This is a genomic window from Acinetobacter lactucae (assembly GCF_013344765.1).
Taxonomy (GTDB): Bacteria; Pseudomonadota; Gammaproteobacteria; order Pseudomonadales; family Moraxellaceae; genus Acinetobacter; species Acinetobacter lactucae_A.
Genome location: NZ_JABVBF010000039.1, coordinates 1 through 22,491 on the forward strand (window position 1 = coordinate 1; position 22,491 = coordinate 22,491).

Below are 22,491 nucleotides of genomic sequence, written 5' to 3' on the forward strand. Positions count from 1 at the left end.
CTTTTACTTAATCCCCTAAAATCATCAAAATAATCGTTTTCTTCAAGAAATGATGAAAAATAGTTCAAGCTAAGCAAAATTTTCGTTGCTTAGCTTTTTTTTGCATAAGTAAATCATTATTCATGACAACTGTTTATCTCTAAAAGGAATAAGATATCTGCGTTTCGTGATAAGTGGCGATAAAGATGTTTGGTCCTTTTGAATTTATCTTAGCGGGTATGTTAGTTGGTTTCTGTGTCGGGATTACAGGAGTTGGGGGTGGGTCATTAATGACACCAATCTTAATTAGTCTTTTTAGAATTGAACCTCATATCGCGATTGGTACCGATTTACTTTATGCTGCAATCTCAAAATTTTGTGGCTCAATGGTTCACGCTAGAAAGCTCAACATTGTCTGGCCAATTGTTTTATGGTTAGCAGTAGGCAGTATTCCTGCATCTTTCATTACTTCATGGGTACTTGAGCATTATTTAAGTCAGTCAACACACTATAAAGCTGTTTTAACGATGGTGTTAGGCTTTATGCTGACCTTAACTGGTGTGTCTATCATTTTCCGTTCTCGTATTGAAAAGTTCTTTAATAAATTTCGGAATAAAGAAACCATCCAAACTGAAAATGAGCAATTAGCAATCCATAAAAAACGTAGCTTTATCGTCATTATGGGCATCATTTTAGGTGTATTCGTCACACTTTCGTCAGTTGGCGCTGGCGCATTTGGGATTATGGCACTCGTGATTATGTTCCCGAACTTACCAATGATTCGAATTATTGGGTCAGATGTTGTACATGCCGTATTGCTTACCTTAGTGGCTGGTCTTGGACATATGAGTGCCGGTAACGTCGACTTTACCCTTCTGATGTGGTTATTGGTCGGTTCGATTCCTGCAATTATTATCGGTACATTAATTAGCTCTCGCATGCCGGAACGTTTAATCCGAAAAATTTTAGGGATTACTCTATTTGCTCTTGGTGTGAATTTTATGGTTCATCCAGTCAAAGCAAAACCGAAAGCACCTGTGGTACAACAAGCAGTAGTTGCTGAAAAAACAAGCAACTCGACTGAAAGATAGTAAAATCAATAGGATTTTTCCAAACTGAAATACCATGAGATGTAAGATTTTCATAATTATTTCATGGTATATTCAGTACACAAAACAACCTTTAGTATGATCGAACCAGTGACAGCAATGACTACACATTCAAATTCCGTTTCAAAGCCAGATATCGACGACGTTAATATTAAAAGCATTCAAACTCTTGTAACACCAGCTGAGCTTAAATCAGAACTTCCTTTATCTGATGTTGCTTCACAAACTGTTCTAAAAGGCCGCGAAACTATTCGTAATATTTTAGATGGTTCAGATAAGCGTCTGTTTGTCGTTATTGGTCCTTGCTCTATTCATGATCCAAAAGCTGCTCACGAATATGCTGATCGCTTAAAAGCGCTTAGCGAAAAGGTTAAAGATACTCTATATCTAGTTATGCGTGTTTATTTTGAAAAACCACGTACAACAATTGGTTGGAAAGGTCTAATCAATGACCCAGATATGAATGACTCATTTAACATCGAAAAAGGTTTACGTATTGGTCGTAAGCTCTTGCTTGAATTAAATGAAAAAGGTTTACCATGTGCAACTGAAGCACTTGATCCTAACTCTCCGCAGTACTACCAAGACTTAATTTCATGGTCTGCTATTGGTGCACGTACAACTGAGAGTCAAACTCACCGCGAAATGTCTTCTGGCCTATCATCACCAGTAGGTTTTAAAAATGGTACAGATGGTGGTTTAACTGTTGCAACGAATGCGATGCAGTCTGTTAAATATGGTCATAGTTTCTTAGGCTTGAACGAAGATGGTCAAGTTTCAATTATCAATACTAGTGGTAACCCTTATGCACACGTTGTATTACGTGGTGGTAATGGCAAACCTAACTATGACGCTGGCTCTGTTGCAGAAGCAGAAAATGCTTTAGCAAAAGCTAAAGTTAGCAACAAAATCATGATTGATGCGAGTCACGCCAACTCAAATAAAGACCCGTACTTACAACCTCTTGTTCTTAAAAATATTACGGAACAAATTTTAGATGGTAATAAGTCAATCGTCGGTATTATGGTTGAAAGTCATTTAAAAGGTGGTCGCCAAGATATTCCTGAAAATCTTTGTGATTTAGAATATGGCAAATCAGTAACTGATGGCTGTATTGATTGGGAAACTACTGAAAAGACATTGCTTGAAATGCATGAAGCTTTAAAAGATGTTTTACCAAACCGTTAATTGATCTTTTAAGATTGAAAGAAGACTAAGCCCTCATTTTTGAGGGCTTTTTTTATTTTACTTTGTCGGAATTCACCTATGACGACTATTATTTTTTGATTATACTTCGACGAGTTTTTCTAATACGGCCGCCTAAAATATGGTGCTGAGTTTTCGTAAACATTTGCTGAAGTGGCGCACGCTTTTAGGTGCTATCACTTTACTATGTTTACTATGGCACATTTTTTTGCCCAGTTTAGTGCAAATCGGCATCGTACCTGAGTTATATACCATGCCTAGTCACTGTCAGCCAGTGACACTAGAGTATTCATCTCACCAACAAAATTTTAATCCTCAGCAGCATCACTCTTCACATGCCCATCATCATATGGAATCTATTCAAGATAAATTTCATAGTTCGCATGCTCAAGAAGTCTTTGCTCTAGCTACTCAAATCATGAAACATTGTCCGCTTTGTACGCATGGTCTCGATGCAGCAATTTTAATTCCATTAGTTGCTTTGATTTTTGTTTTAATTTTACGTTGGTTTACCCGTGTACGATGTCTGTGTCATACGTGGACAATACAGCTAGAACTTCCCCTTACCTTCTATATCTTACCAATTAAACACGCCCCACCTGTCGCTCTGTAAAAACGCAAATTTAGCATCCTTGATTTTCAAGGACTCAAAACTTATTGCTTTTATAGGGTCAAAATATGTTATCCCTCAAATTTCGCTTATCTGTTTTAAGTGCCGCTTGCTTGTCTGCCTCAGCTAGCCCTATTATTTTTGCTGAAGATTTGACACCAGCAAATAGTGACACCAAAACTTTATCCACTATTGTGATCACAGCAAGTCGTGAAGGTGAAAAACTCAATAAAACTCCAGCTGCAATTCACCAAATTAATAGCGAGCAAATTGAAAATAAACATGCCACTTTCATTGGACAACTTGTAAACCAGACACCAGGAGTTTTAATGAACGACCTGGGTAACGAACAGCACATGATGTCCATACGTCAACCTATAACCACCGCTGCTGTCTATCAATATTTAGAAGATGGTCTTTCGATTCGTCCTGTAGGCGTGTTTAACCATAACGCCTTATATGAGGTGAATATGGCTGGTGTGGAAAATATTGAAATTTTACGTGGACCTGCGAGTAGTATTTATGGAAGTAATGCTATTGGTGGAACTATTAATTTTTTAACAAAGCCACCAAGTACAACACCAACAGCTGATATTAGTCTGAGTGCGAGCAACGAAGGTTATCGCCGTATTGATGTTGGAGCATCTGATACTTTTGATACAACGAGCGGAACACATGGTTTAAGAATTTCTGCTTATGCCAGCGATCGTGGGAATAGCTGGCAAGATCATGCTGAAGCAGACAAACAAAGCGTTACTCTACGTCATGATTGGCTGATTTCAGATACAACCAAACTTAAAAACATTTTTAGTTATAATCACTTATATGCAGATATGACAGGTAGCTTAAATGCTGAAGATTATAGTCAACGCCCTGGTTACAGCTATCAAACATTTACCTATCGAGAAGTAGATGCAACTCGACTGTCTTCACAACTTAGTCATGACTGGAATGATCAGCAACAAAGTCAAATCACTTTATATTATCGAGATAATACAACTGAGCAAAACCCAAGCTATAACATAAAAACAGACAAGAAAGGTGGAGTTGCAACAGGAACCTATAGTGGACAAACGACATACAATAGTTTTCAGTCCTATGGGCTTAACCTTCAGCATTCGGCAACACTAGATCAAGTTAAGTTAGTAGTGGGTGGCATGGCTGAGCATTCTCCGATCGAAGGTCGGACCAATGACATTGAAGTTTTTCGAGATCCTGTTACCCGTATTTATACTGGTTTTAAACAGCGAAAACTTTTACGTGATTTTGATGTCGATGTTAATAATGAAGCAATCTACGCTCAAGCTAACTGGCAAGTTCTACCTAGCTTAAACTTAGTCGGCGGCGCTCGTTACGACTGGATTCGTTATGATTATCAAAATAATTTAACTCCATCTAATGTTACGGGCGCACCTGATGAAACACGAAACTTTCATAAGGCCAGTCCGAAACTAGGTGCAATTTGGAACGTAACACCACAAATTGACTTCTATACAAACTGGTCACAAGGCTTTGTCCCACCAGAAGTTAGTAGCCTTTACGGCGCAAATTTAGTCACACCAAATTTGACTGAAGCAACTTTTACCAATATTGATGCAGGTATTCGCTTTAAAATATTGAATGATCGTTTGGATGGCGAAATTACCCTTTATCGTTTAAACGGTGAAGATGAAGTAATTAGTTACACCAAGCCAGATAATAGCCGTGAACCACGGAATGCAGGTAAAACTCGTCACGAAGGTATTGAAGTCGGTGCAACTTGGCAAATTTCCGATCAGCTTGACCAAAAACTGAAACTCTCAGGTAGCTGGGCTCGCCATCGTTATGGACAATTTCAGCCATCATCCACTATCGACTATAGTGGCAATGACATGCCAAGTGCCCCAAAAACTTTTGGTACGCTGGAATATCAAATTAAACCAATTCCCGAACTACTACTTTCAGCAGAAGGTGTCTATGTAGGTTCATATTGGATTAATGATGCTAATACACAAAAATATGACGGGCACACAGTACTCAATCTCCGTGCGAACTATCGTAAAAAAGCTTATGAGGTATATGGTCAGATTTTAAATGTGGCAGATACCCATTATGCTGAAAGTACTTCTTTTAGTAATAATGAAGTAAGCTATACGCCAGCTGCACCACGTACTTATTTATTAGGTCTACGCTATCACTTTGGTGATTAATCAACTTTAAGTTTGTGGTCATCAATTTGGCCACAAACTTTTATCTAGCTATAAATAAAAATAACTCACGACAAAAGCAAAAAGCAGTACCGTTTCACTTAGCTCAATCGCTGCACCGACAGTATCACCCGTAATACCGCCAATTCTTTTAATAAACAGATGTCTTAAATAAACAAGGCCAATTAAAAAACCAATGATGGCAATAAGTCCTTGCCATTTCCAATATAAAGGTAGCAGCAAAACTAAGCTTGCAATTATCCAAGAAGTCGTTTTAGGTAAGTGATCAGTCAAAGAACGGCCTAAACCTTTTTCACGAACATATGGCGTAGTTAAAAACAAAATAGATGGCACCACACGCCCAAGAATGGGAACAAAGACTAAAAATAACGTTTGATGCTGTTCAATCAACGCATAAATCAGTGCAAATTTGAGTAAACAAATAATGACTAAACTGAGTACTCCAATTGGGCCACAACTTGGATCCTTCATGATTTGTAAAGTACGCAGTTTGTCACCAAAACCACCTACCCACGCATCTGCAGTATCCGCTAGCCCATCTAAATGCAATCCACCTGTCAGCCAAATCCATAAAGTGAGAATGATTGCAGCAACTAAAAGAATAGGTAATTTGGCAAAAAGACAGGCCGCAGTAAAAAGTATGCCACCAATAATCAGCCCAACCAGCGGATAGAATAAAATAGCCCGACCATTTTGTTGCGCCGTCGGTATTGTCTTTAGCTCAATAGGCAGAACAGTTAAAAATTGCAATGCAATCCAAAAAGGTGTCATATCCAACTCTCTAACTGATCTATATTTAAAAACAAATTTAATTATGAAGAAATAAAAATGGGAATAGCAATCCCTATTCCCATTAAAGACTTCAAAAACTGAAAATCTATTGCATTTGATAGCACTGTTTCAATTTGATGTAGTCATAGTAAAAACTGGTTGGCGTGTAACGCGCATAGTTACATGCAGATTTAAATAAAGTTTCTTTCTCGTTATAAAGCATTTTGACCAAAGTAGAGCCTTGGCTATTTTGGTAAATATCCCACTGTACATTTGCCGCCATAGGCGAAACTACTTCACCGCGCCATGTGCTTGTTGAGTAATTATAAGTCTGACGTAGTAGTAAAGGCTGCATCATATTATGTAAATCTAAACTAGTTGCTAAAGGAATAATAATTTCAGCATGAGCAAAACGTAAAACTGCTTTGTAAGGCTGAGCTTTATTCACCACGGCGTCAACTTGCTGGAACAAGTCCTGTTTAAGTCCTTGAGCAATTTCACTTGTCACCTGATTTGACTCTGTAAAACTTGGGCCTTTTTCGTAAAAATCATTGGCATCATTAAATTCAGCATAAAATTTTGCAGCATCTAACGGCATATATTTATCAAAATCGATACCTTTCAACTCATCTTTCATGCCACCAGAAATTGAATAGAGCTCATAAATATAAGCTGCTGCATCAACTGCACTGGCAATTGTATTTTTACCTTTACCTTTTTCTGTAATTTGCTCGCCTTTAGGTGAAGTTACCGTAATGGATCCCGTATTGCTAAAGCTATAACCTGTTGTACCCAGTTTTTTAATAAAGTCTGCTTTAAATAGAGGCTTAAGCACTGTTTGTGCTGTTTTTTCAGCCTCAATATTTTTTGATAACTCATCTAACTTTTGGGCTAAATCTTTATTATTTTCTTCAAAATCTTGATAAGCCTGACTAGCATCATAAATTTTTTGTTGGCTAACACTCAGTGGTTGAACTAAGTCTTCGTCTGCATTCAAACTATGAAAATAAAGTTTAAAACGATCAATGCCACCATCTTCAACACTTGGCACGCTTTGACTTGATAAATTGGTATAAGAAGCTGGAACAATTTTATCTTTAAGTTGCGGTTGTTGTTTAATCAGCTCAGCTGTAAAAAATTTAGCACTATCTACCGCACGGTCTACTCCAGAACTTTGTACCAATATAGAGGCTTGTGAATTTAAAAGAGTTGGCAAGCGCTGTAATAATCGATCGGCAATACCGCGGTGTTCTAAAATACCAGTCATGGTTTCATTTCCATAACCGTACTGACGGATCCCTTCAACACCATAACCTAACAAAATATTCGCTTTCATCATTGCTTCTAAATCAGCACCTAATTGCTCACCTAGTGGCGTTAAGGCAGTTTCAGCTTTCGCCTGTTTCCATAAATTATAAAGTGCTAAATCATATTTCAGACTTGATAAACCTCTCGAACCGTGACGTGCCACTAACTCTGTAAAAACTGGCTGGAATCCATTCGGTGCTTGTTCATAATTTTTTATTTCTTGTTGCGGTTGGTAAGGTGTTTTTGTTTGATAGTATTTTGATTGGTTCGTAAGTGGTACAGTTTGAGCTTCTTGATCGTCATTATCGTTACATGCTGCGAGCAATAATGATGCTGCAAGTATAGTTGTTTTAAATAAAATATTCATAAGCCAGATGAGTGTTTAATAATAAATGCCAATAGCTTAGTTTTGAGCAATGACAGTTCTATTACACACACTAAAATATCTTTATAAAAATAATAACTTACAAGTGTATAAAAATATAAAACTATTATCTTAACTTAAAAGTTAATTGACCACCTCTTTCAGAAAATTCGAGTGAATATAACTTCCCCAGGTCTGCCGACATTTTTAGTAAATCATCTAAAGGTTGTTGTCTGGCTAAACAAGCCAATAGCTTAATAACACCACCATGAGTAACAACCAATGCATGTTGCATGTTTTTGCTTTGCATATGTACAAGTAGTTCCTTAAAGCCTTTAAGAACTCTTGTTTGAAATTGCATTAAAGTTTCAGCACGAGGTGGACAATATTGACTCGGTTTTTGCCAAAAATTTGCTAGCAATTCGGGTGAGGTTTCATAAATTTGCTGAGTTGAGATGCCTTCCCAATCACCAAAATACATTTCCTTTAAGTCATGATTTAGAAGTAAAGGGAGTTCATTCGTCCTCGCAAGTTGCTCAGCAAAACAAGCACAACGTTTTAATGATGAACTTACAATGACCTCCCATGGATGATTTTCCACTTGCTCAATGGTTGACTGCATTTGCTGCCAACCTTTGGCTGTTAACTCATCATCTAAATGACCACGTAAAGTATGGCTATATTGGCTTTCGCCATGTCTCAGCAAATCAATGCTAAATTTACTCAATTTTATTCCCGCTTACAGCAGCTTGCTCAAAGGTAGCCATTTGGTTGTGTAATACACATGCCATTTTAACTAATGACAAGGCAGTGCCAGCACCACTACCCTCACCTAACCGTAAATTCATTTTTAAAATCGGTTCAGCATTAAGTTCTTGTAAAATACGTTGGTGGCCATATTCTGCCGATTGATGACCAAAAAGCATCCAGTCACGCACTTTAGGATTCATTCGTACTGCGCATAAAGCAGCGACCGAACTAATAAAACCATCGACAATGATAGGTAGACCGACCTGAGCACAGCGAATATAAGCTCCCACAATTGCTGCAATTTCTAAACCGCCTACGGCGCATAATGTTTTGAAGACATCACCAACAACATGTTTATGGTGAAGTTCAATTGCCTTTTCAATTACTTCAATTTTATGTCTTAACTGATTGGCACCAATACCAGTACCAACACCAGTGAGTTGCTCGGCAGTATCATTTAATAAAAGACATGCTAAGGCAGAAGCGGAACAGGTATTTCCAATTCCCATTTCACCCGCAATATAAATATCTACGCCTTCAGCTTTAGCCGTATCTACACTCTTTTTACCTAACTCTAGAGCAGCACGGCATTCGTCAGCACTCATCGCAGCTTGTTTAGCAAAATTTGCTGTGCCAGCACGAATACAATGACGCTCAACCCCTGCATATTCGTATGCTTCGCCTACTGTACCGCAATCAATCACTTGTAAATGAGCTTGATGATATTTGGCAATTACACTAATTGCTGCACCGCCAGTCGTGAAGTTTTGTAGCATTTGACGGGTAACGGCTTGAGGATATGCAGAGATATTTTCTTCAACCACGCCATGATCGCCAGCAAAAACTGTAATCCATGGATGGCTAACTTGTGGATAGGCAGTTGACTGCAAACTAGCAAGTTTAACTGCTATCAGCTCTAGATCACCTAAAGCTCCTGTAGGTTTAGTGAGTTGGAGCTGGTGTTGCTCAGCTTGTTGTTTTGCGTCCAAATCAGGTTGCTGTACAGATTGTAACCACCAGTTCATTCTATTTCTCACCTTTTAAAATCATTGGAAAACCAGCCACACAAAACATAACCTTATCTGCAATTTGCCCTAAACGCTGATGTAGTCTGCCTGCTTCATCGACAAAGCGACGGCTAATCTCACCGATTGGCACAACACCAAGACCAGTTTCATTACTTACTAAAATGATTTCTGACTCAAGTGTAGGTAAAACTTTTACCAGCTGCTCACACTCAAGTTGTTGAACACTTTGATCATCTAAAAGTAACAAATTGGTTAACCAAAATGTTAAACAATCCACCAGAATAATTTGGTTAGGTCGATCAATTTTCTGCAAAGTTTTTGCCAAAAATAATGGTTCTTCAACTAAAGACCAGTGAGCAGGACGCTGATTTTGATGATGTGCTATTCGACTTTGCATTTCAGAATCTAGCGCTTGCGCCGTTGCAACATAGGTTACAGGCAATTGCATTGATATTGCCGTTTGTTCAGCCAGTCGACTTTTGCCAGAACGGGCACCACCCAAAATCAATTGCAACATGAATCACCTAAAAACAAATGCTGATACGAATATAACTTACCTTGTAAAGTTTGAGCTTGATAATAACCAAACGTTAAATGCTCAACTTTAAGGTCAAATTCAGCCTGTTTATATTGTACAGGTAATTGTGAAATTTTTTGTAAAATCAAATCACTACTATAGTCTGTTTTATACAATCCCAAAGTGATGTGCGGACAATAATCTAAAGCGGCAATTTCATTAGAAACTATGCCTAATTTTTGACGCATTAGAGATAAAATATTTTCAGTGTCTTGGACTTCTACAAACAAAGCACTCGTAAAGCTATCAATTGACCTAACTGTTAGTTGGAATGATGGAAAATTCTCTTTTCTAAAAATTTGCCTATGTTGCTCAAACTCACTAAAACTAAAGTCATCACTATAAGTTTTAGTCTCGTTAGTTAAAAATCCACATATAAACAATGTGATATGATATTGACGGTGATTTGGTTCTAATAAAAATTCTGAAAAATGTGCACGTAACGTATCTAAATAATCAACTATTTTTTGATCATTAATTTCTAAATACCATAAAGCATAATTTTGCCGTCCAAGATGCCATTCGGGATAATCCCGTATAGTTGTTGGCACCATGAACGTCGAAGGTTTTAGCAGCACAGCTTTAATTCAAAATCATTCAATTCTTGTATTAAAGCATGTTTGCCTTTCAGTTGTAGAGCATTAATTATTTAAAAGAATTTAGGCATATTGAGTACGTGTATTTTGGCCATTGGTAATATTCATGTTCAAAGGTTGCTTACCTTGTTCAGAAAATAAATATTGAACTAATTGCGTTAACTCACCTTCAAGTTGTCTTTTTTGACCTATATTCATATCCAATTTATGAATTTGCTGTTGTAAATGTTTAATCGCATCAGCCTCTTCAATTTCTAAATATTGAATCGCATAGGCATAACCTAAAGCAGCACCTTTTAATAGATTTTTATATGGCAAATCATACGCGATATTCACCTCAATTGATGCGATTACTCTTTCATTATGAGTTAATTTACGTAGTGGATCTCGCGCCACACGCTGACACGGGTCTTTAAAAGCATATTCACATGAGTCTAGAAAGCTTTGTGCCATGCGATCCAAATCTTTTGCATAGTTGGGTAATATAATTGCAAGCCCTTGCTTTACTTCTCTAATTAAGTTTTCTGCAAAGGCTTTAACTGCATGGTCACCCATGGCAACACCAATAGATTCATAACCCATTAGTGATGCATACCAAGCAAGCATCGCGTGCACGCCGTTCCATAGACGATTTTTGATTAATTGGATGTCCGTAATCTGACTAACCAAGACAACTTGACGGAGCTTTTCGAGTAAAGGACTGCCTTTCTCTACATAAATTGGCATATCCGTTTCGCTATGAAACAGAATTAAGTCCATACTTTGTAAAATATGCCCCGGCTGGAAATTACGGCGCATGTTATCAACATAGACAGAAGCCTGATTTTGCTGATCTTGGGTTAGTTTATTGCACTCTTCAATTTCGACCTGTTCTTCATGCTCCACATCAGATAAATGCTGTTCAAGAAAATGGTGCTTAATACGAAGTTGGCGATATAAACTCTGATTAGATAGCTTTGAAACCATGCGGTTTACGACAGTGTCGCAAAAGTAATGTTCTTTTAAAATATGCTCAGTTACATCTTCATCATTGGTTAACTCTAGCAGAGCTTCTTTAAGATGCTTCATAACCAAATATTTCGCACCGACTTTATTTAAAATAATTAGAAAAGTTAGTGGTTCAGTACATGCTTCAAGTGGCGAGTTAAAACGTGCATACAGCCCTTTTGCAATTATTTTTGATTCAGCTTCAATGGCCTGTTCAGGTAAACAAAGTGCAATCAAACTTGAATGAGTATACATCTCCAACATTTGTTGTTCATTGTCAGAGTCAATGATATTCATATTTTCAATACGTTCATCATGAGAAAATTGTCCATAGCGAATACTATACGTTCCAAACGCATTTACAGCTTCACGGAAAAGACTATTTCGTGTAGAAGCAATAATTTTCTTCGGTTTTGTGTATCCATCCCAATGTGACAAGACTTGCGCTATATAACCACCGCCAATAGCACCGAAACCATGTATCCCAACAGTAAGCTGATTTAGGCTTTGCGGAAAAGGTTCCTGTATTTCAGGCATGTCCATAACGGGGATAAATTGGTCAAGATCTGTTAAGAAGTCATACATCTGATCATAATAAAAATGCGCTTTTCCCAGCATTTCATCATTTGGTTCTTTAATATCTTTTAATAAAATCGTTAAACCTTTTGAAGTGTGAGCTGAAGTTAAACCATTTTCAGAATCTTCAAACATAAGACACTGGTTAGCATCCAAGTGAAGTTGACTAGCAGCTTTTAAAAAGATTTCTGGATGCGGCTTTCCTTGTTCTACTTCGTCACCACAAGTAATCACATCAAAAAATTTATAAACATTGGCGTTAATTAAATATTCTTCGGCAATTGCTCTACGGCTTGAAGTCGCAACAGCCATTCTTAAACCAGATTTTCTTAAACGTTCTAAAACTTGAACTAAACCCTTTTTGATAGGAACGCCGTTTTTCCGAATATGTTCGAGTTCCATCTCATCAGCTTTTTTTCGAATTTCTTTATATGGAACATTGATGCCATATAGACGTTGAGCCAATTGCTCAGCAGTAGTTGCACTTAAACCTAAACATTGCATTAAATATTCGTGAGAAAACTCCTGTCCAATGAGTTCTTGAGATGCCTGTTGCAATGTTTGAAACCGTAATCGTTCAGTGTCAAACATTGTCCCATCCATATCGAAGATAGCTCCGTGAACAGGTTTTCCATGAAAAATAAGCACGTTTTTACCTCTTTTTTTGATCATGTTTTATTCAGGGTATACAAAAAAATGGCTAAAAAGGCAGGATGTTAATAAATGAAACATTAGTGGTTATTTTTTAATCAAAAATATAATCGATCTGTTACTGAGGAGAGTTAAAAGTCCAAAACAGTTGAAATATATGAATAACTATGAAATTAACTTTAAATACAAAAGCAGCAAGCCATCCTTGCCTGCTGCTTTTGATTAGTTCTTTTTATTGCGCTGATAATGTTTATTTTTCTTTGTTCCATTTACCGCTAGTTGAACCTGCCTATTTTTATAATGTCCTGCAGGTGCCCAAATACCAGAAATGAACTCATCTTTTTCAACATCATTGTTATTGGAGTCTCTGGTATAACTTTAAAATTACCTAAAAACTTAACATTACAGTAGCACGCACTATAATTAATTTTTTAGAACACTCCTTAACTTTCAATATAGATAATGATAATCATTTTCATTTGTTGATGCAAGCATATTTTATTATTTTTCAAAATTTATTAAGGAATACCTATGATTTATAGATATTCCCTATCTCACTTCACATTAATAATTAAATGTATAACTGAGGCCGTAAGTACGTCCTTCGGCTGGTATGCTTTCTACAAGACCGTATACTTTTTCTGCTTGTTGACTATAGATCGTTCGATAATCTCTATTCCAAACATTATAGACACCAAAATCTATACGTCCTTTCCAAGCTGGAAAATGTGCAAAAACATCCATCGTGCTATAGCCTTTAATTTTTACAGCTGAAAGTGAGCCATCTTTTACTGCTTCATTTGTACCTTTTATAGCAAGCATTTGCACACGAGCACCATATCCTTCATCACTGTTCCACTCGGCAAAAACAGTACCTTTTATTGGTGAAACTTGAAAAGCATTCAACTCTTTCCATTTACCATCCGTATCTTTATATTGACCTCGCGTATAACCAAGTGTTCCCCCAACTTTAAACTCTTCCATAAATGGGTAGGTCGCCGTTAGTTCAGCACCATATACACGCTGGTCTTTGTCCATAACCTCAGCAACAGTTTCTTTATTACTGTTCTTGTAGAATTGAACAACTTTGTCTGAGGTATTATAGAAACCTGTTATACCTAGATTTAGACTCTGCTCTCCTTGTAAACGCCAGCCTAATTCATAGCTGTTTACACTAATAGGTTGGATATTAGCGGTTGATATATTAAATGCATCACGCATCATCCGTTGTACATCTGGAAAGCTAAAACCTTGAGAGAAATTAGCAAATATTTGCTGCTCATCTGTTAATTTATATATCGCTCCCAAATTGAATAAAACAGCATCGTCATTTACAGATCCACTTGGTTGTATCCCATTTTTAGTCGAATACTGTTCTGTTTCAGCTTTAATATATTGATAACGAGTACCAGCCTGGACATTCATACGGTCTGTTAAAGCGTAATCACCTTGTATAAAAACGCCAGCACTTTGAATTGTTGTATTTGGACCGGCATCGGAAGTTTTACCTGTAGGTTTATATGTCAAACCTGTATTGAATGCAGTGAAATGCTCGTAGTGTTGATGATCTTTTTCATGTTCATAATCTAAACCATAAGTTAAATTAAGATCACGATTCATAATATTTAAATCACTTTGTACTGTTGAGCGCAAACCAGCAACTTCGATTTCAGATTGAGATTGTTTTGCTTCTGTACCTTCTCCTCCTAAAAAGACTGGAAAGAAACGAGAATCTTCTTTACGGTAATATGCCTCTAGATTTAAGACCTGACCTAAAATATCTTTATTTTGGTATTGAGTGTTGAATGCATAGCGCTTTGTAAAAGGCTGATTAGGTATTTCTAAACCCTTTTTCCCAATATATGAGTTAGGCGCTCCTCCATAAATATAATTTTTCCCATAATCAGGACCATAACTCGTATCTTGTTCATCTTTATAATATTGCGCACCTAAACTTAGTGATTGGTTATCAGTTAAATCTATATTTATACGACTATTAATATCAATTGTATCAGTATCAGGACGGCTACCTTGCATAGGTGCTATAGCAATACGATCACCATGGCTATCGAACTGAGATCCGCGACTAGTGTAATTAGCCCCTAAGAAACCATTTACATTATCTTTATTAAATGAAATAGATTGACCAATTTCATAAGCTAGACTATCACTTCGAAATGTATCGGAAGACGTAATACCAAGTTTAGTTTCAAAACTTACTGGTTTAGTCGAATCAGCACGTTTCGTAATAATATTAATAATCCCGCCAGTAGAACCTGATCCATAAATACTTGTAGCTCCTGAAAGAACTTCAATACGTTCAATCATGCCTGGACTAATACTATTTAGCTGCCGAGCAACATCGCGTGAGCCATTTTGTGATACGCCGTCAATCATAATCATGACATCACGACCACGCATTGTTTGCCCATAGTTGGTTGTCGTTCCACTACTCACTCCGAGTGATGGAACCAACTGAGCCAGAATATCGGCAATTTTTCGTCCAGCAGTTGCCTGTTGTTCGATTTGCTGCTTTTCAATCGTTTGAACTGTGCCGGCAATTTCAGCAATATTTTTGGGCGTCCTTGTCGCCGTCACTATAATTTTTTGCAATTGAGCTACAGGCTTTTGTGTCGGTTGATTATTAAGGACTTCCTTTTCAATATTTGTATTTGCATAAACCTGCTGCGCAAATATTGCTGCTAGAGCAATACAACAAGGTTTTAATTTAAAATATCGTGATTCAGCACACATCAGATGATTTGAGTTAGCCCCAACCTTTTTGTATTGATGCATTTTCCCTTTCTCCAAACCCAAAAGTTATTAGATAGTTATAAGGTTCGGCATAATACTAAATATAGATAATAATGAGAATTGTTTTTATTAAAAAGATTGAGTTAATACTACCTATCTTAAAATTAGTTATTTTAATGAGATAAGAAAGAGATTTATTTTACTAATCAATTACATCAACAAATTGAGCATTTAAAAGCTGAGCTAAATCTTTTGGATTTAAACCAATATCTAGCCCTCTTTTTCCCCCACTTACATAAATTTTATTAAAGTTTTGAGCTGATGCATCAATGACAGTTTTTAATCGTTTCTTTTGGCCTAAAGGACTAATCCCACCTACTAAGTATCCTGTTAAACGTTCGGCATCTTTAGGATTAGCCATCTGTAATTTTTTACATCCAAACGCCGTAGCAACTTTTTTTAAATTTAATTGGTGATTAACAGGCAAGACGGCAACGAAATAATTTTTATCGTCACTTACCATTAGAGTTTTAAATACTTCGTTTACATCTAAATCTAATTTTTCGGCTGCTTCTAATCCAAAACTTTTGGCATTTGAATCATGTTCATATTCATGAATAGAAAATTCGATTTTATTACTTTTTAATAATCTACATGCAGGAGTCATAGTAAGTGGTGTTATAGATGAAATTGTTTCTATTATAGTTTTTTTTAAAAGAATTTTAAATTTGCTTAGGCTATTTACAAGAGTTACATAAAAATTCAAACAGCAACTGAAGAAAAAATAATCTCAACTTGATATTCGTTGCTCGACTCCATATATTTTATTTAAATTTGAAGTCTGAGCTGACAATTTTATGAGTTATAAACACAACAATCTGATGGCAATGCGTCACCGTTTTTGGGATGAATCTTCAGATTCTGTATTAAGCGAAAAGCAATTTTTGCAGCAGACGTTAATTGAACAAGGTATTTTTAATAACGCAACTCTTGATGATGTTAAGTACTTCTTTTATACCCTGCCTAGCATCATTATTGTAAAAGCACATGCACTTGGTTTTATGCATGATTCTGTCAAGCAAATGTTATTGCAACATATTCAGACCAATCGCCTTCATTTGATGCAGAAATCTGAATTAAAGATTCAATTTAAAATGTAATCCGTTTTGTTATCAAAGATCGGTTTTATCTTAGTTTTAGTCATCTGAATTGTTTTAATTTCTTAAATCTTCGAATTGCTTAGGCTATTTAAGAATTATTGGAATAAAGATGACCATTTCGGCCTATCATTCAGTCTGAGAGAACTATTTTAATACGCTCAAAACATGTAATATTCGTTACAATTTTAGATCACCAGCGTTTGGCTGCATGATGCGCATAGGATTCTATTTTCATGTCAAATCAGAAAGATAAGCTTAAGAGTTTAAAAACTTCTTCCATGGATCGACGCTTATCAATCGCGAAAGCTTCTTTACTTGCAGGAACACGTTGGGCAACTGCAAGTGCCTCTTCTATATTTTCTAATGAAGAAGAAAAAGAAAAGAAACGCAAAAAAGCGATGAGCGAACAAGCTAATTATCTGGTTTCTGAAATAGGTAAACTTAAGGGTTCTATTGTTAAAATTGGCCAAATGATGGCTCTTTATGGTGAACACTTTTTACCAGAAGAGATTACACAAGCATTAAATACTCTAAACAACCAAACCGTTGCTTTAGATTGGCCTGCAATTAAGCCACATCTACAGGAGCAATTGGGCGCTAAGTTAAATGATTTAACAATTGATCATGAGCCCATTGGTACAGCCTCTCTCGCACAAGTACATCGTGCAACGCGTAAATCAGATGGCTTGGAATTAGTTCTAAAAATCCAATATCCTGGCGTTGCAAATGCAATTGACTCAGATATGAGCTTGTTTAAAAACATGCTTAAACTGACACGTATGGTGCCACAAACCCGTGAATTTGATCAGTGGTTTGATGAAGTACGTGAAATGATGCATCGTGAAGTGGACTATGATGTTGAAGCTGCCACTACCCGTCGTTTCGGTGAACGTTTAAAAGATGACGAGCGTTATATTGTTCCGACGATTATAGATGAATATTGTACCAATCAAGTACTCTGCATGACTTTTGAACGCGGTGTTCCAATCAACAGCCCTGTGATGTTGTCTTTACCTCAAGAACGTCGTAATCAGCTCGGAGAAGCTTCACTCGAAATTGCAGTTCGTGAAATTTTTGAATGGGGCGAAATGCAGACTGACCCTAACTTTGGTAATTACCTTGTTCGTTTGGGTAATGGCCAAGACGTTCAGGACAAAATTGTATTATTGGATTTTGGTGCTATCCGTCAGTTTGATGAGCACTTGCTATCAGTGGCACGTCAACTCATTCAGGCAGGTTATCAACATAATAAAGATGCAATGGTGAAAGCCATGACTGGTTACGAGTTTTTTGATGCAATGCCTGAAAGTATTAAACCGGGTATGGCGGATGTCTTTTTACTCGCGACAGAAGCATTTAGTACTCCTGCAAATAATCCGGATATGCCAGCAGGCCTTATGGATGAGCACGAACGTTATGACTGGAAGAAAAGCCAGTTACATAGTCGTGTTATGCAGCAAGCAAGTAAATCGATGGCATCGCGTTATTTTTCAGTTCCACCAAAAGAGTTTATGTTTATTAGCCGTAAATTTATTGGGGCCTATACGTTTATGACAGTTATTGATGCAAAAACTAATGTACGACGTATGATTCGTAACTTCGGTTAATTTAGTGAAAGGCTAGAATGATTCCATGTCATTCTAGTCAATACTCCCACAAGACGCCTCACAATAAAATTATTTTTAATAAATAAATCAGATACTTAATTTCCATTTATTTTTTATTTACCTTTTATCTACTCATTTTTCGAATGTCACTAACGACATAGTTTTTTACTATGAGGCGTGTCAGCATAAAACAATAACAATGTGTTAGGACACCATAATTATGACAAGTATGATCAATAAAGCTCAGGGTTTGGGTTTATCGCTGATCACTAGATTGGCTGGAAGCGATGTACTTGATCAACTCAAGTTGCGTAAATTTGTTGAAAAATCGCTCTATCAAGGTTCAAAAGCTGGTTTTAGAGCACTAACTCAGACTCAAAAAGCATTTAAACCCAAGCAAATCTCTCAGCAACGTTTACCTCGACAACATAAGAACCTATTTGATTTAAGCCTAACAGAAGAGCAACAAATGACTTCTGAGGCAATGTCTCAATTTGCACAAGAAGTTTTACTTGGGTTGGCCCATGATGCTGATCAGGAAGCTCAGTTTCCTGAAATTCTATGGCAATATGTTGAAGACTTAGGGATTAATTACTATGCACTTCCAGAGGCATTAGGCGGAGTAGCAGCCGAACAAAATATTGTTAGCAACTTACTCATTGCTGAAAAACTAGCTGAGGGTGATTTCAGCCTTACAGCAGGATTACTCAGTACATTTAGCGTTATCAATGCAATCACACGTTGGGGTTCTGTTGAAGTTCAGTCAATGTACCTACCATGTTTTGCAGAAGACTCAGACATTACCGCCACCTTTGCAGTTCAAGAGGCAACTCCAGCATTTAATCCTTATGCTTTAAAAACAAAAGCATCACTTGAAAATGATCAGTTTTTTATTGATGGCGAAAAAACATTAGTGATTTTAGGTGATTTAGCTGATGTATTTTTAGTAAGTGCAGATTTTAACGGCAAGCCAGACGTATTTGTCGTGCAATGCGATGACACAATTTCAATAAAAAACACTCCGGCTATGGGGCTTAAAGCCACAGAAACAGCAACTCTTCGCTTTAATCACACTCCTGCTCTACGGTTAGGTGCAACAGATTTTGATTACACTGCTTTTTTAGATTTAGGCAACTTAATGTGGTGTGCTATGGCTGTAGGTACATGTGAAGCTGTAAAAGCTTACTGTATTAAATATGCCAATGAACGAACTGCATTCGGTGAACCAATTTCGCATCGCCAAAGTGTCGCTTTCATGATTGCAGATATGGCGATTGAAATTGATGCGATGCGTATGTTGATTTTAAATGCAGCAAGCCTTGCAGAGTCAGGCAAACCATTTCACCGTGAAGCTTATCTAGCCCAACTACTTTGTGCTGAAAAATCCATGAAAATCGGTACAGATGGTGTGCAAATTCTTGGTGGACATGGTTTCACAAAAGAACACCCGGTTGAACGCTGGTACCGTGATTTACGCGCTACTGCAATTTTACAATCTGGCTTACATGCATAAATGATCAATCAGAGGATACTTTAATGAATTTACAAAATCCTAAAAAATTCAAAATGATGATTGATCAAGCACATGATGTTGCGATCAATGTTTTACGCCCTATTTCTCGTAAATATGATAAAGCTGAGCATGCTTATCCCAAAGAGCTGGATATGCTCGCTTCACTTATTGATGGTATGAATGAAGGTGGCGAAGGGATTAATGCCGGAGCTGCAGGTGCTGGAAAGCGCGGTGATACAGACAGTGAGGGTGTTCGTAACGGAACCAACATGTCGACCGCTCTTGGAATTATTGAGATGTGTTATGGTGATACAGGCTTATTGCTCAGTATGCCACGTCAAGGGCTTGGGAACTCAGCAATTGCTGCTGTCGCAAATGATGAGCAATTAGAACGTTTCAAAGGAACATGGGCAGCAATGGCCATTACCGAGCCTGGTTGTGGCTCCGACTCTGCCGCTATTCGCACCACTGCAACCAAAGATGGTAATGACTATATTTTAAATGGTGAAAAGATTTTTGTGACCTCTGGCGAACGTGCAGATTCTGTCGTCGTTTGGGCCACGCTCGATCGTAAACTTGGACGTGCAGCGATTAAGTCATTCGTGGTACCAAAAGGAACACCTGGAATGAAGGTTGAACGCCTCGAACATAAATTAGGAATTAAAGCTTCAGATACGGCCGTAATTAGTTTTATTGACTGCCGCGTGCCAGCCGAAAACCTTTTAGGCAATGCCGAAGTAGACGTCGCTAAAGGTTTTGCTGGAGTAATGGAAACTTTTGACAATACCCGACCATTAGTTGCAGCAATGGCAATCGGTTGTGCTAAAGCTTCACTAGAACGTATTAAAGAGATTTTTAAAGATCAGCTTGATCCTGATTACTCTACACCCTACCTACATACTTCTAACCTCGCAGCACAAATCTACCATATGGAAGCTGAATGGGAAGCTGCTCGCCTACTCATGTTAAAAGCAACATGGATGGCAGACAACAAAAAGCCAAACTCTAAAGAAGCTTCTATTGCAAAAGCCAAAGCAGGTCGTGTTGGTAATGAGATCACTTTAAAATGTGTCGAATTGGCAGCAAGTGTTGGCTATAACGAAGATGAGTTGCTTGAAAAATGGGCACGTGACTCAAAAATCCTTGATATTTTTGAAGGTACTCAGCAAATCCAGCAATTAATCATTGCCCGCCGAGAACTGGGTAAATCTTCTAGCGAACTAAAATAATAATTAAGGGAAATTTTTCCCTTCTTTTATTAGCTTTTTTTGTAAAAACTTAAAAGCCCTCTAGCGATTAAACTAGAGGGCTTCGTATTTCAGGAATTAATATTTTTATTTATTAGGTAGTTGTACTGTCTAATGCTTTATCAACTACACCAAATTTCTTAAAGATTTTTGCACGTCGTTTTGACGAAATATTTGCTTTGTTTAAATCACCTTTATAATGATCAAATACTCGCTTATCCATTATTTTGAACCACAATGAAGGGATTAACGCTGGTAATAACATACTAGCATAACCGCTTGGTAGCTCTGGTGCCTCGTCAAAATGACGCAATGCTTGGAATGGACGAGTCGGATAAGCATGATGATCTGAATGACGCTGCAACTGGTATAAGAACAAGTTTGTTACTACGTTATTGTTGTTCCAGCTATGCTCTGGCATTGTACGCTCATATTGACCATTTTCTTTTTTCTGGCGTAATAAACCATAATGTTCAATATAGTTAATAATTTCAAATAAACTAATCCCATAAAATGCTTGTGTCGCTAAATATGGAATTGCACCTTTACCAAAAATTCCCACCATAGAAGCATGGAATGCCGCACTCATACCCCAGCCTTGTAATAACTCATTATCCAAAGACCAGAATTCTTTTCCTTTGCGTTTTAAGCGATTTTTTTCGATTTCAATTGCAGATTTAAAAGAACCTACAACTGTACGTGGCCAGAATTCATAAAATGTTTCACCCATGCGTGAAGAAGCTGGATCTTCAGGTGTTGCTGCACGTTTATGGTGTCCATAAGGATGCTCGATACGGAAATGGTTATAACCTGTAGGAACCAAAGCAAGATGAGATAAAATATGATCAATACGATCATGCTTATGACTTAATTCATGGGCTGTATTAATCGCAATACCGTTAATCGCCCCCATTGAAATACCGAGCAAAATTTTATCAATAAATGAAGTTGTTTTACGGCTTGTTAGATAACATGCATAAACATTTGCAGCATATTGCAGTGGAATAAAACTCTTCACAAGACGCGAGTAATATGGATCTTTTTCAAGTAATTTAATCTCTTCATCAGTTGGATTACGTGCATCCTTCCCAATAACAGTGTCAATTGCAGGAATTACGACATGTAATAAAAGTGGACCACCTAAAGCGAAAACTTTTTTTAATGGGCGTGGACCAAACTGGTAACCTGCTAAAATTGCCAAACCAATTGCAGGTAACGCTGGACTAATCATCCATAAATAGCGTTTGCGATCTATTTCACGCATAGACGCAGGCACTGGCATAAGTTCTTGCTGAACATTCACTGGTGCATTCATAGTAATATTTCCTTTTTCTATATATCTATATAGTTAAAGAAATACTAATTACTTAACAGTAGTAACCGTCCAAAAAACCTATGTTAAAGTCTTTGGCATTTTCTTCCACTTTTTTGTCCTAAAAACACATGTTGATCTATTCTAATAGGTCACTATAATTTTATTAAAATAATGAT

General features: G+C 37.2%; 18 protein-coding genes. 8 read left to right on the top strand and 10 right to left on the bottom strand.

Going from position 1 to position 22,491, the window contains the following annotated elements; genetic code table 11:
* Nucleotides 1–185: 185 nt before the first annotated feature.
* The 4 genes from HUN22_RS06140 to HUN22_RS06155 all read left to right on the top strand — a co-directional run bounded on the left by HUN22_RS06140 (nt 186) and on the right by HUN22_RS06155 (nt 5,093).
* Nucleotides 186–1,070 carry a sulfite exporter TauE/SafE family protein gene (locus HUN22_RS06140; protein ID WP_174727097.1) on the top strand — a complete coding sequence of 295 codons (885 nt, stop codon included), beginning with the start codon at nt 186–188 and terminating at the stop codon, nt 1,068–1,070.
* Between the two features lie 96 nt (nt 1,071–1,166).
* Complete coding sequence (locus tag HUN22_RS06145; RefSeq protein WP_302675960.1) at nt 1,167–2,276, top strand: 3-deoxy-7-phosphoheptulonate synthase; 1,110 nt, start codon at nt 1,167–1,169, stop codon at nt 2,274–2,276.
* A 139-nt stretch (nt 2,277–2,415) separates the two neighbouring features.
* A complete protein-coding gene (locus tag HUN22_RS06150; RefSeq protein ID WP_174727099.1) occupies nt 2,416–2,907 on the top strand; it encodes a hypothetical protein in 492 nt (163 codons plus the stop codon).
* A gap of 65 nt (nt 2,908–2,972) precedes the next feature.
* On the top strand, nt 2,973–5,093 hold the full coding sequence (locus HUN22_RS06155; RefSeq protein ID WP_174727102.1) for a TonB-dependent receptor: 2,121 nt from the start codon (nt 2,973–2,975) through the stop codon (nt 5,091–5,093).
* A gap of 48 nt (nt 5,094–5,141) precedes the next feature.
* On the opposite strand, the gene HUN22_RS06160 is transcribed toward HUN22_RS06155, so the two are convergent.
* From HUN22_RS06160 to ybaK, 9 genes are all read right to left on the bottom strand, one after another.
* Complete coding sequence (locus HUN22_RS06160; protein ID WP_174727104.1) at nt 5,142–5,882, bottom strand: adenosylcobinamide-GDP ribazoletransferase; 741 nt, start codon at nt 5,880–5,882, stop codon at nt 5,142–5,144.
* Nucleotides 5,883–5,988: 106 nt separating this feature from the next.
* The gene (locus HUN22_RS06165; RefSeq protein ID WP_174727107.1) at nt 5,989–7,557 is read right to left on the bottom strand and encodes a histidine-type phosphatase; all 1,569 of its coding nucleotides are present in this window, start codon (nt 7,555–7,557) and stop codon (nt 5,989–5,991) included.
* Between the two features lie 124 nt (nt 7,558–7,681).
* Complete coding sequence (locus HUN22_RS06170; protein ID WP_174727110.1) at nt 7,682–8,281, bottom strand: histidine phosphatase family protein; 600 nt, start codon at nt 8,279–8,281, stop codon at nt 7,682–7,684.
* Entirely contained in the window at nt 8,274–9,329 is a 1,056-nt protein-coding gene (gene cobT / locus HUN22_RS06175) for a nicotinate-nucleotide--dimethylbenzimidazole phosphoribosyltransferase (protein WP_174727113.1), read from the bottom strand. The genes HUN22_RS06170 and cobT overlap by 8 nt, the downstream gene beginning before the upstream one ends.
* 1 nt (nt 9,330) lies before the next feature.
* The gene (gene cobU, locus HUN22_RS06180) at nt 9,331–9,849 is read right to left on the bottom strand and encodes a bifunctional adenosylcobinamide kinase/adenosylcobinamide-phosphate guanylyltransferase (RefSeq protein ID WP_174727117.1); all 519 of its coding nucleotides are present in this window, start codon (nt 9,847–9,849) and stop codon (nt 9,331–9,333) included.
* A complete protein-coding gene (locus HUN22_RS06185) occupies nt 9,837–10,463 on the bottom strand; it encodes a 2'-5' RNA ligase family protein (RefSeq protein ID WP_174727120.1) in 627 nt (208 codons plus the stop codon). Before HUN22_RS06185 ends, cobU begins: the two co-directional genes overlap by 13 nt.
* 105 nt (nt 10,464–10,568) lie before the next feature.
* Entirely contained in the window at nt 10,569–12,716 is a 2,148-nt protein-coding gene (gene mtlD, locus HUN22_RS06190; RefSeq protein ID WP_174727123.1) for a bifunctional mannitol-1-phosphate dehydrogenase/phosphatase, read from the bottom strand.
* Nucleotides 12,717–13,283: 567 nt separating this feature from the next.
* The gene (locus HUN22_RS06195) at nt 13,284–15,515 is read right to left on the bottom strand and encodes a TonB-dependent receptor (RefSeq protein WP_174727125.1); all 2,232 of its coding nucleotides are present in this window, start codon (nt 15,513–15,515) and stop codon (nt 13,284–13,286) included.
* Nucleotides 15,516–15,675: 160 nt separating this feature from the next.
* Nucleotides 15,676–16,140: a Cys-tRNA(Pro) deacylase gene (gene ybaK / locus HUN22_RS06200; protein ID WP_174727143.1), complete on the bottom strand. Its 465-nt coding sequence runs from the start codon at nt 16,138–16,140 to the stop codon at nt 15,676–15,678.
* A gap of 190 nt (nt 16,141–16,330) precedes the next feature.
* Here ybaK and HUN22_RS06205 point away from each other — a divergent pair, with 190 nt between their 5' ends.
* From HUN22_RS06205 to HUN22_RS06220, 4 genes are all read left to right on the top strand, one after another.
* Nucleotides 16,331–16,633 (top strand): hypothetical protein, encoded by a 303-nt coding sequence (locus HUN22_RS06205; RefSeq protein WP_174727128.1) that lies wholly within the window; start codon nt 16,331–16,333, stop codon nt 16,631–16,633.
* 233 nt (nt 16,634–16,866) lie between these two features.
* On the top strand, nt 16,867–18,240 hold the full coding sequence (locus HUN22_RS06210) for an ABC1 kinase family protein (RefSeq protein ID WP_174727131.1): 1,374 nt from the start codon (nt 16,867–16,869) through the stop codon (nt 18,238–18,240).
* Between the two features lie 229 nt (nt 18,241–18,469).
* Nucleotides 18,470–19,753 (top strand): acyl-CoA dehydrogenase family protein, encoded by a 1,284-nt coding sequence (locus HUN22_RS06215; RefSeq protein WP_174727146.1) that lies wholly within the window; start codon nt 18,470–18,472, stop codon nt 19,751–19,753.
* A gap of 23 nt (nt 19,754–19,776) precedes the next feature.
* A complete protein-coding gene (locus HUN22_RS06220) occupies nt 19,777–20,982 on the top strand; it encodes an acyl-CoA dehydrogenase family protein (RefSeq protein ID WP_174727134.1) in 1,206 nt (401 codons plus the stop codon).
* Between the two features lie 112 nt (nt 20,983–21,094).
* Here HUN22_RS06220 and HUN22_RS06225 read toward each other — a convergent pair whose 3' ends face one another.
* Nucleotides 21,095–22,315 (bottom strand): alkane 1-monooxygenase, encoded by a 1,221-nt coding sequence (locus HUN22_RS06225; protein WP_174727137.1) that lies wholly within the window; start codon nt 22,313–22,315, stop codon nt 21,095–21,097.
* Nucleotides 22,316–22,491: the final 176 nt, after the last annotated feature.

Bases quoted from the DNA above. Each gene is read 5' to 3' on its own strand.
- HUN22_RS06140 (WP_174727097.1), top strand. From the start codon at position 186: ATGTTTGGTCCTTTTGAATTTATCTTAGCGGGTATGTTAGTTGGTTTC.
- HUN22_RS06145 (WP_302675960.1), top strand. From the start codon at position 1,167: ATGATCGAACCAGTGACAGCAATGACTACACATTCAAATTCCGTTTCA.
- HUN22_RS06150 (WP_174727099.1), top strand. From the start codon at position 2,416: ATGGTGCTGAGTTTTCGTAAACATTTGCTGAAGTGGCGCACGCTTTTA.
- HUN22_RS06155 (WP_174727102.1), top strand. From the start codon at position 2,973: ATGTTATCCCTCAAATTTCGCTTATCTGTTTTAAGTGCCGCTTGCTTG.
- HUN22_RS06160 (WP_174727104.1), bottom strand. From the start codon at position 5,882: ATGACACCTTTTTGGATTGCATTGCAATTTTTAACTGTTCTGCCTATT.
- HUN22_RS06165 (WP_174727107.1), bottom strand. From the start codon at position 7,557: ATGAATATTTTATTTAAAACAACTATACTTGCAGCATCATTATTGCTC.
- cobT (WP_174727113.1), bottom strand. From the start codon at position 9,329: ATGAACTGGTGGTTACAATCTGTACAGCAACCTGATTTGGACGCAAAA.
- cobU (WP_174727117.1), bottom strand. From the start codon at position 9,849: ATGTTGCAATTGATTTTGGGTGGTGCCCGTTCTGGCAAAAGTCGACTG.
- HUN22_RS06185 (WP_174727120.1), bottom strand. From the start codon at position 10,463: ATGGTGCCAACAACTATACGGGATTATCCCGAATGGCATCTTGGACGG.
- HUN22_RS06195 (WP_174727125.1), bottom strand. From the start codon at position 15,515: ATGCATCAATACAAAAAGGTTGGGGCTAACTCAAATCATCTGATGTGT.
- ybaK (WP_174727143.1), bottom strand. From the start codon at position 16,140: ATGACTCCTGCATGTAGATTATTAAAAAGTAATAAAATCGAATTTTCT.
- HUN22_RS06205 (WP_174727128.1), top strand. From the start codon at position 16,331: ATGAGTTATAAACACAACAATCTGATGGCAATGCGTCACCGTTTTTGG.
- HUN22_RS06210 (WP_174727131.1), top strand. From the start codon at position 16,867: ATGTCAAATCAGAAAGATAAGCTTAAGAGTTTAAAAACTTCTTCCATG.
- HUN22_RS06215 (WP_174727146.1), top strand. From the start codon at position 18,470: ATGATCAATAAAGCTCAGGGTTTGGGTTTATCGCTGATCACTAGATTG.
- HUN22_RS06220 (WP_174727134.1), top strand. From the start codon at position 19,777: ATGAATTTACAAAATCCTAAAAAATTCAAAATGATGATTGATCAAGCA.
- HUN22_RS06225 (WP_174727137.1), bottom strand. From the start codon at position 22,315: ATGAATGCACCAGTGAATGTTCAGCAAGAACTTATGCCAGTGCCTGCG.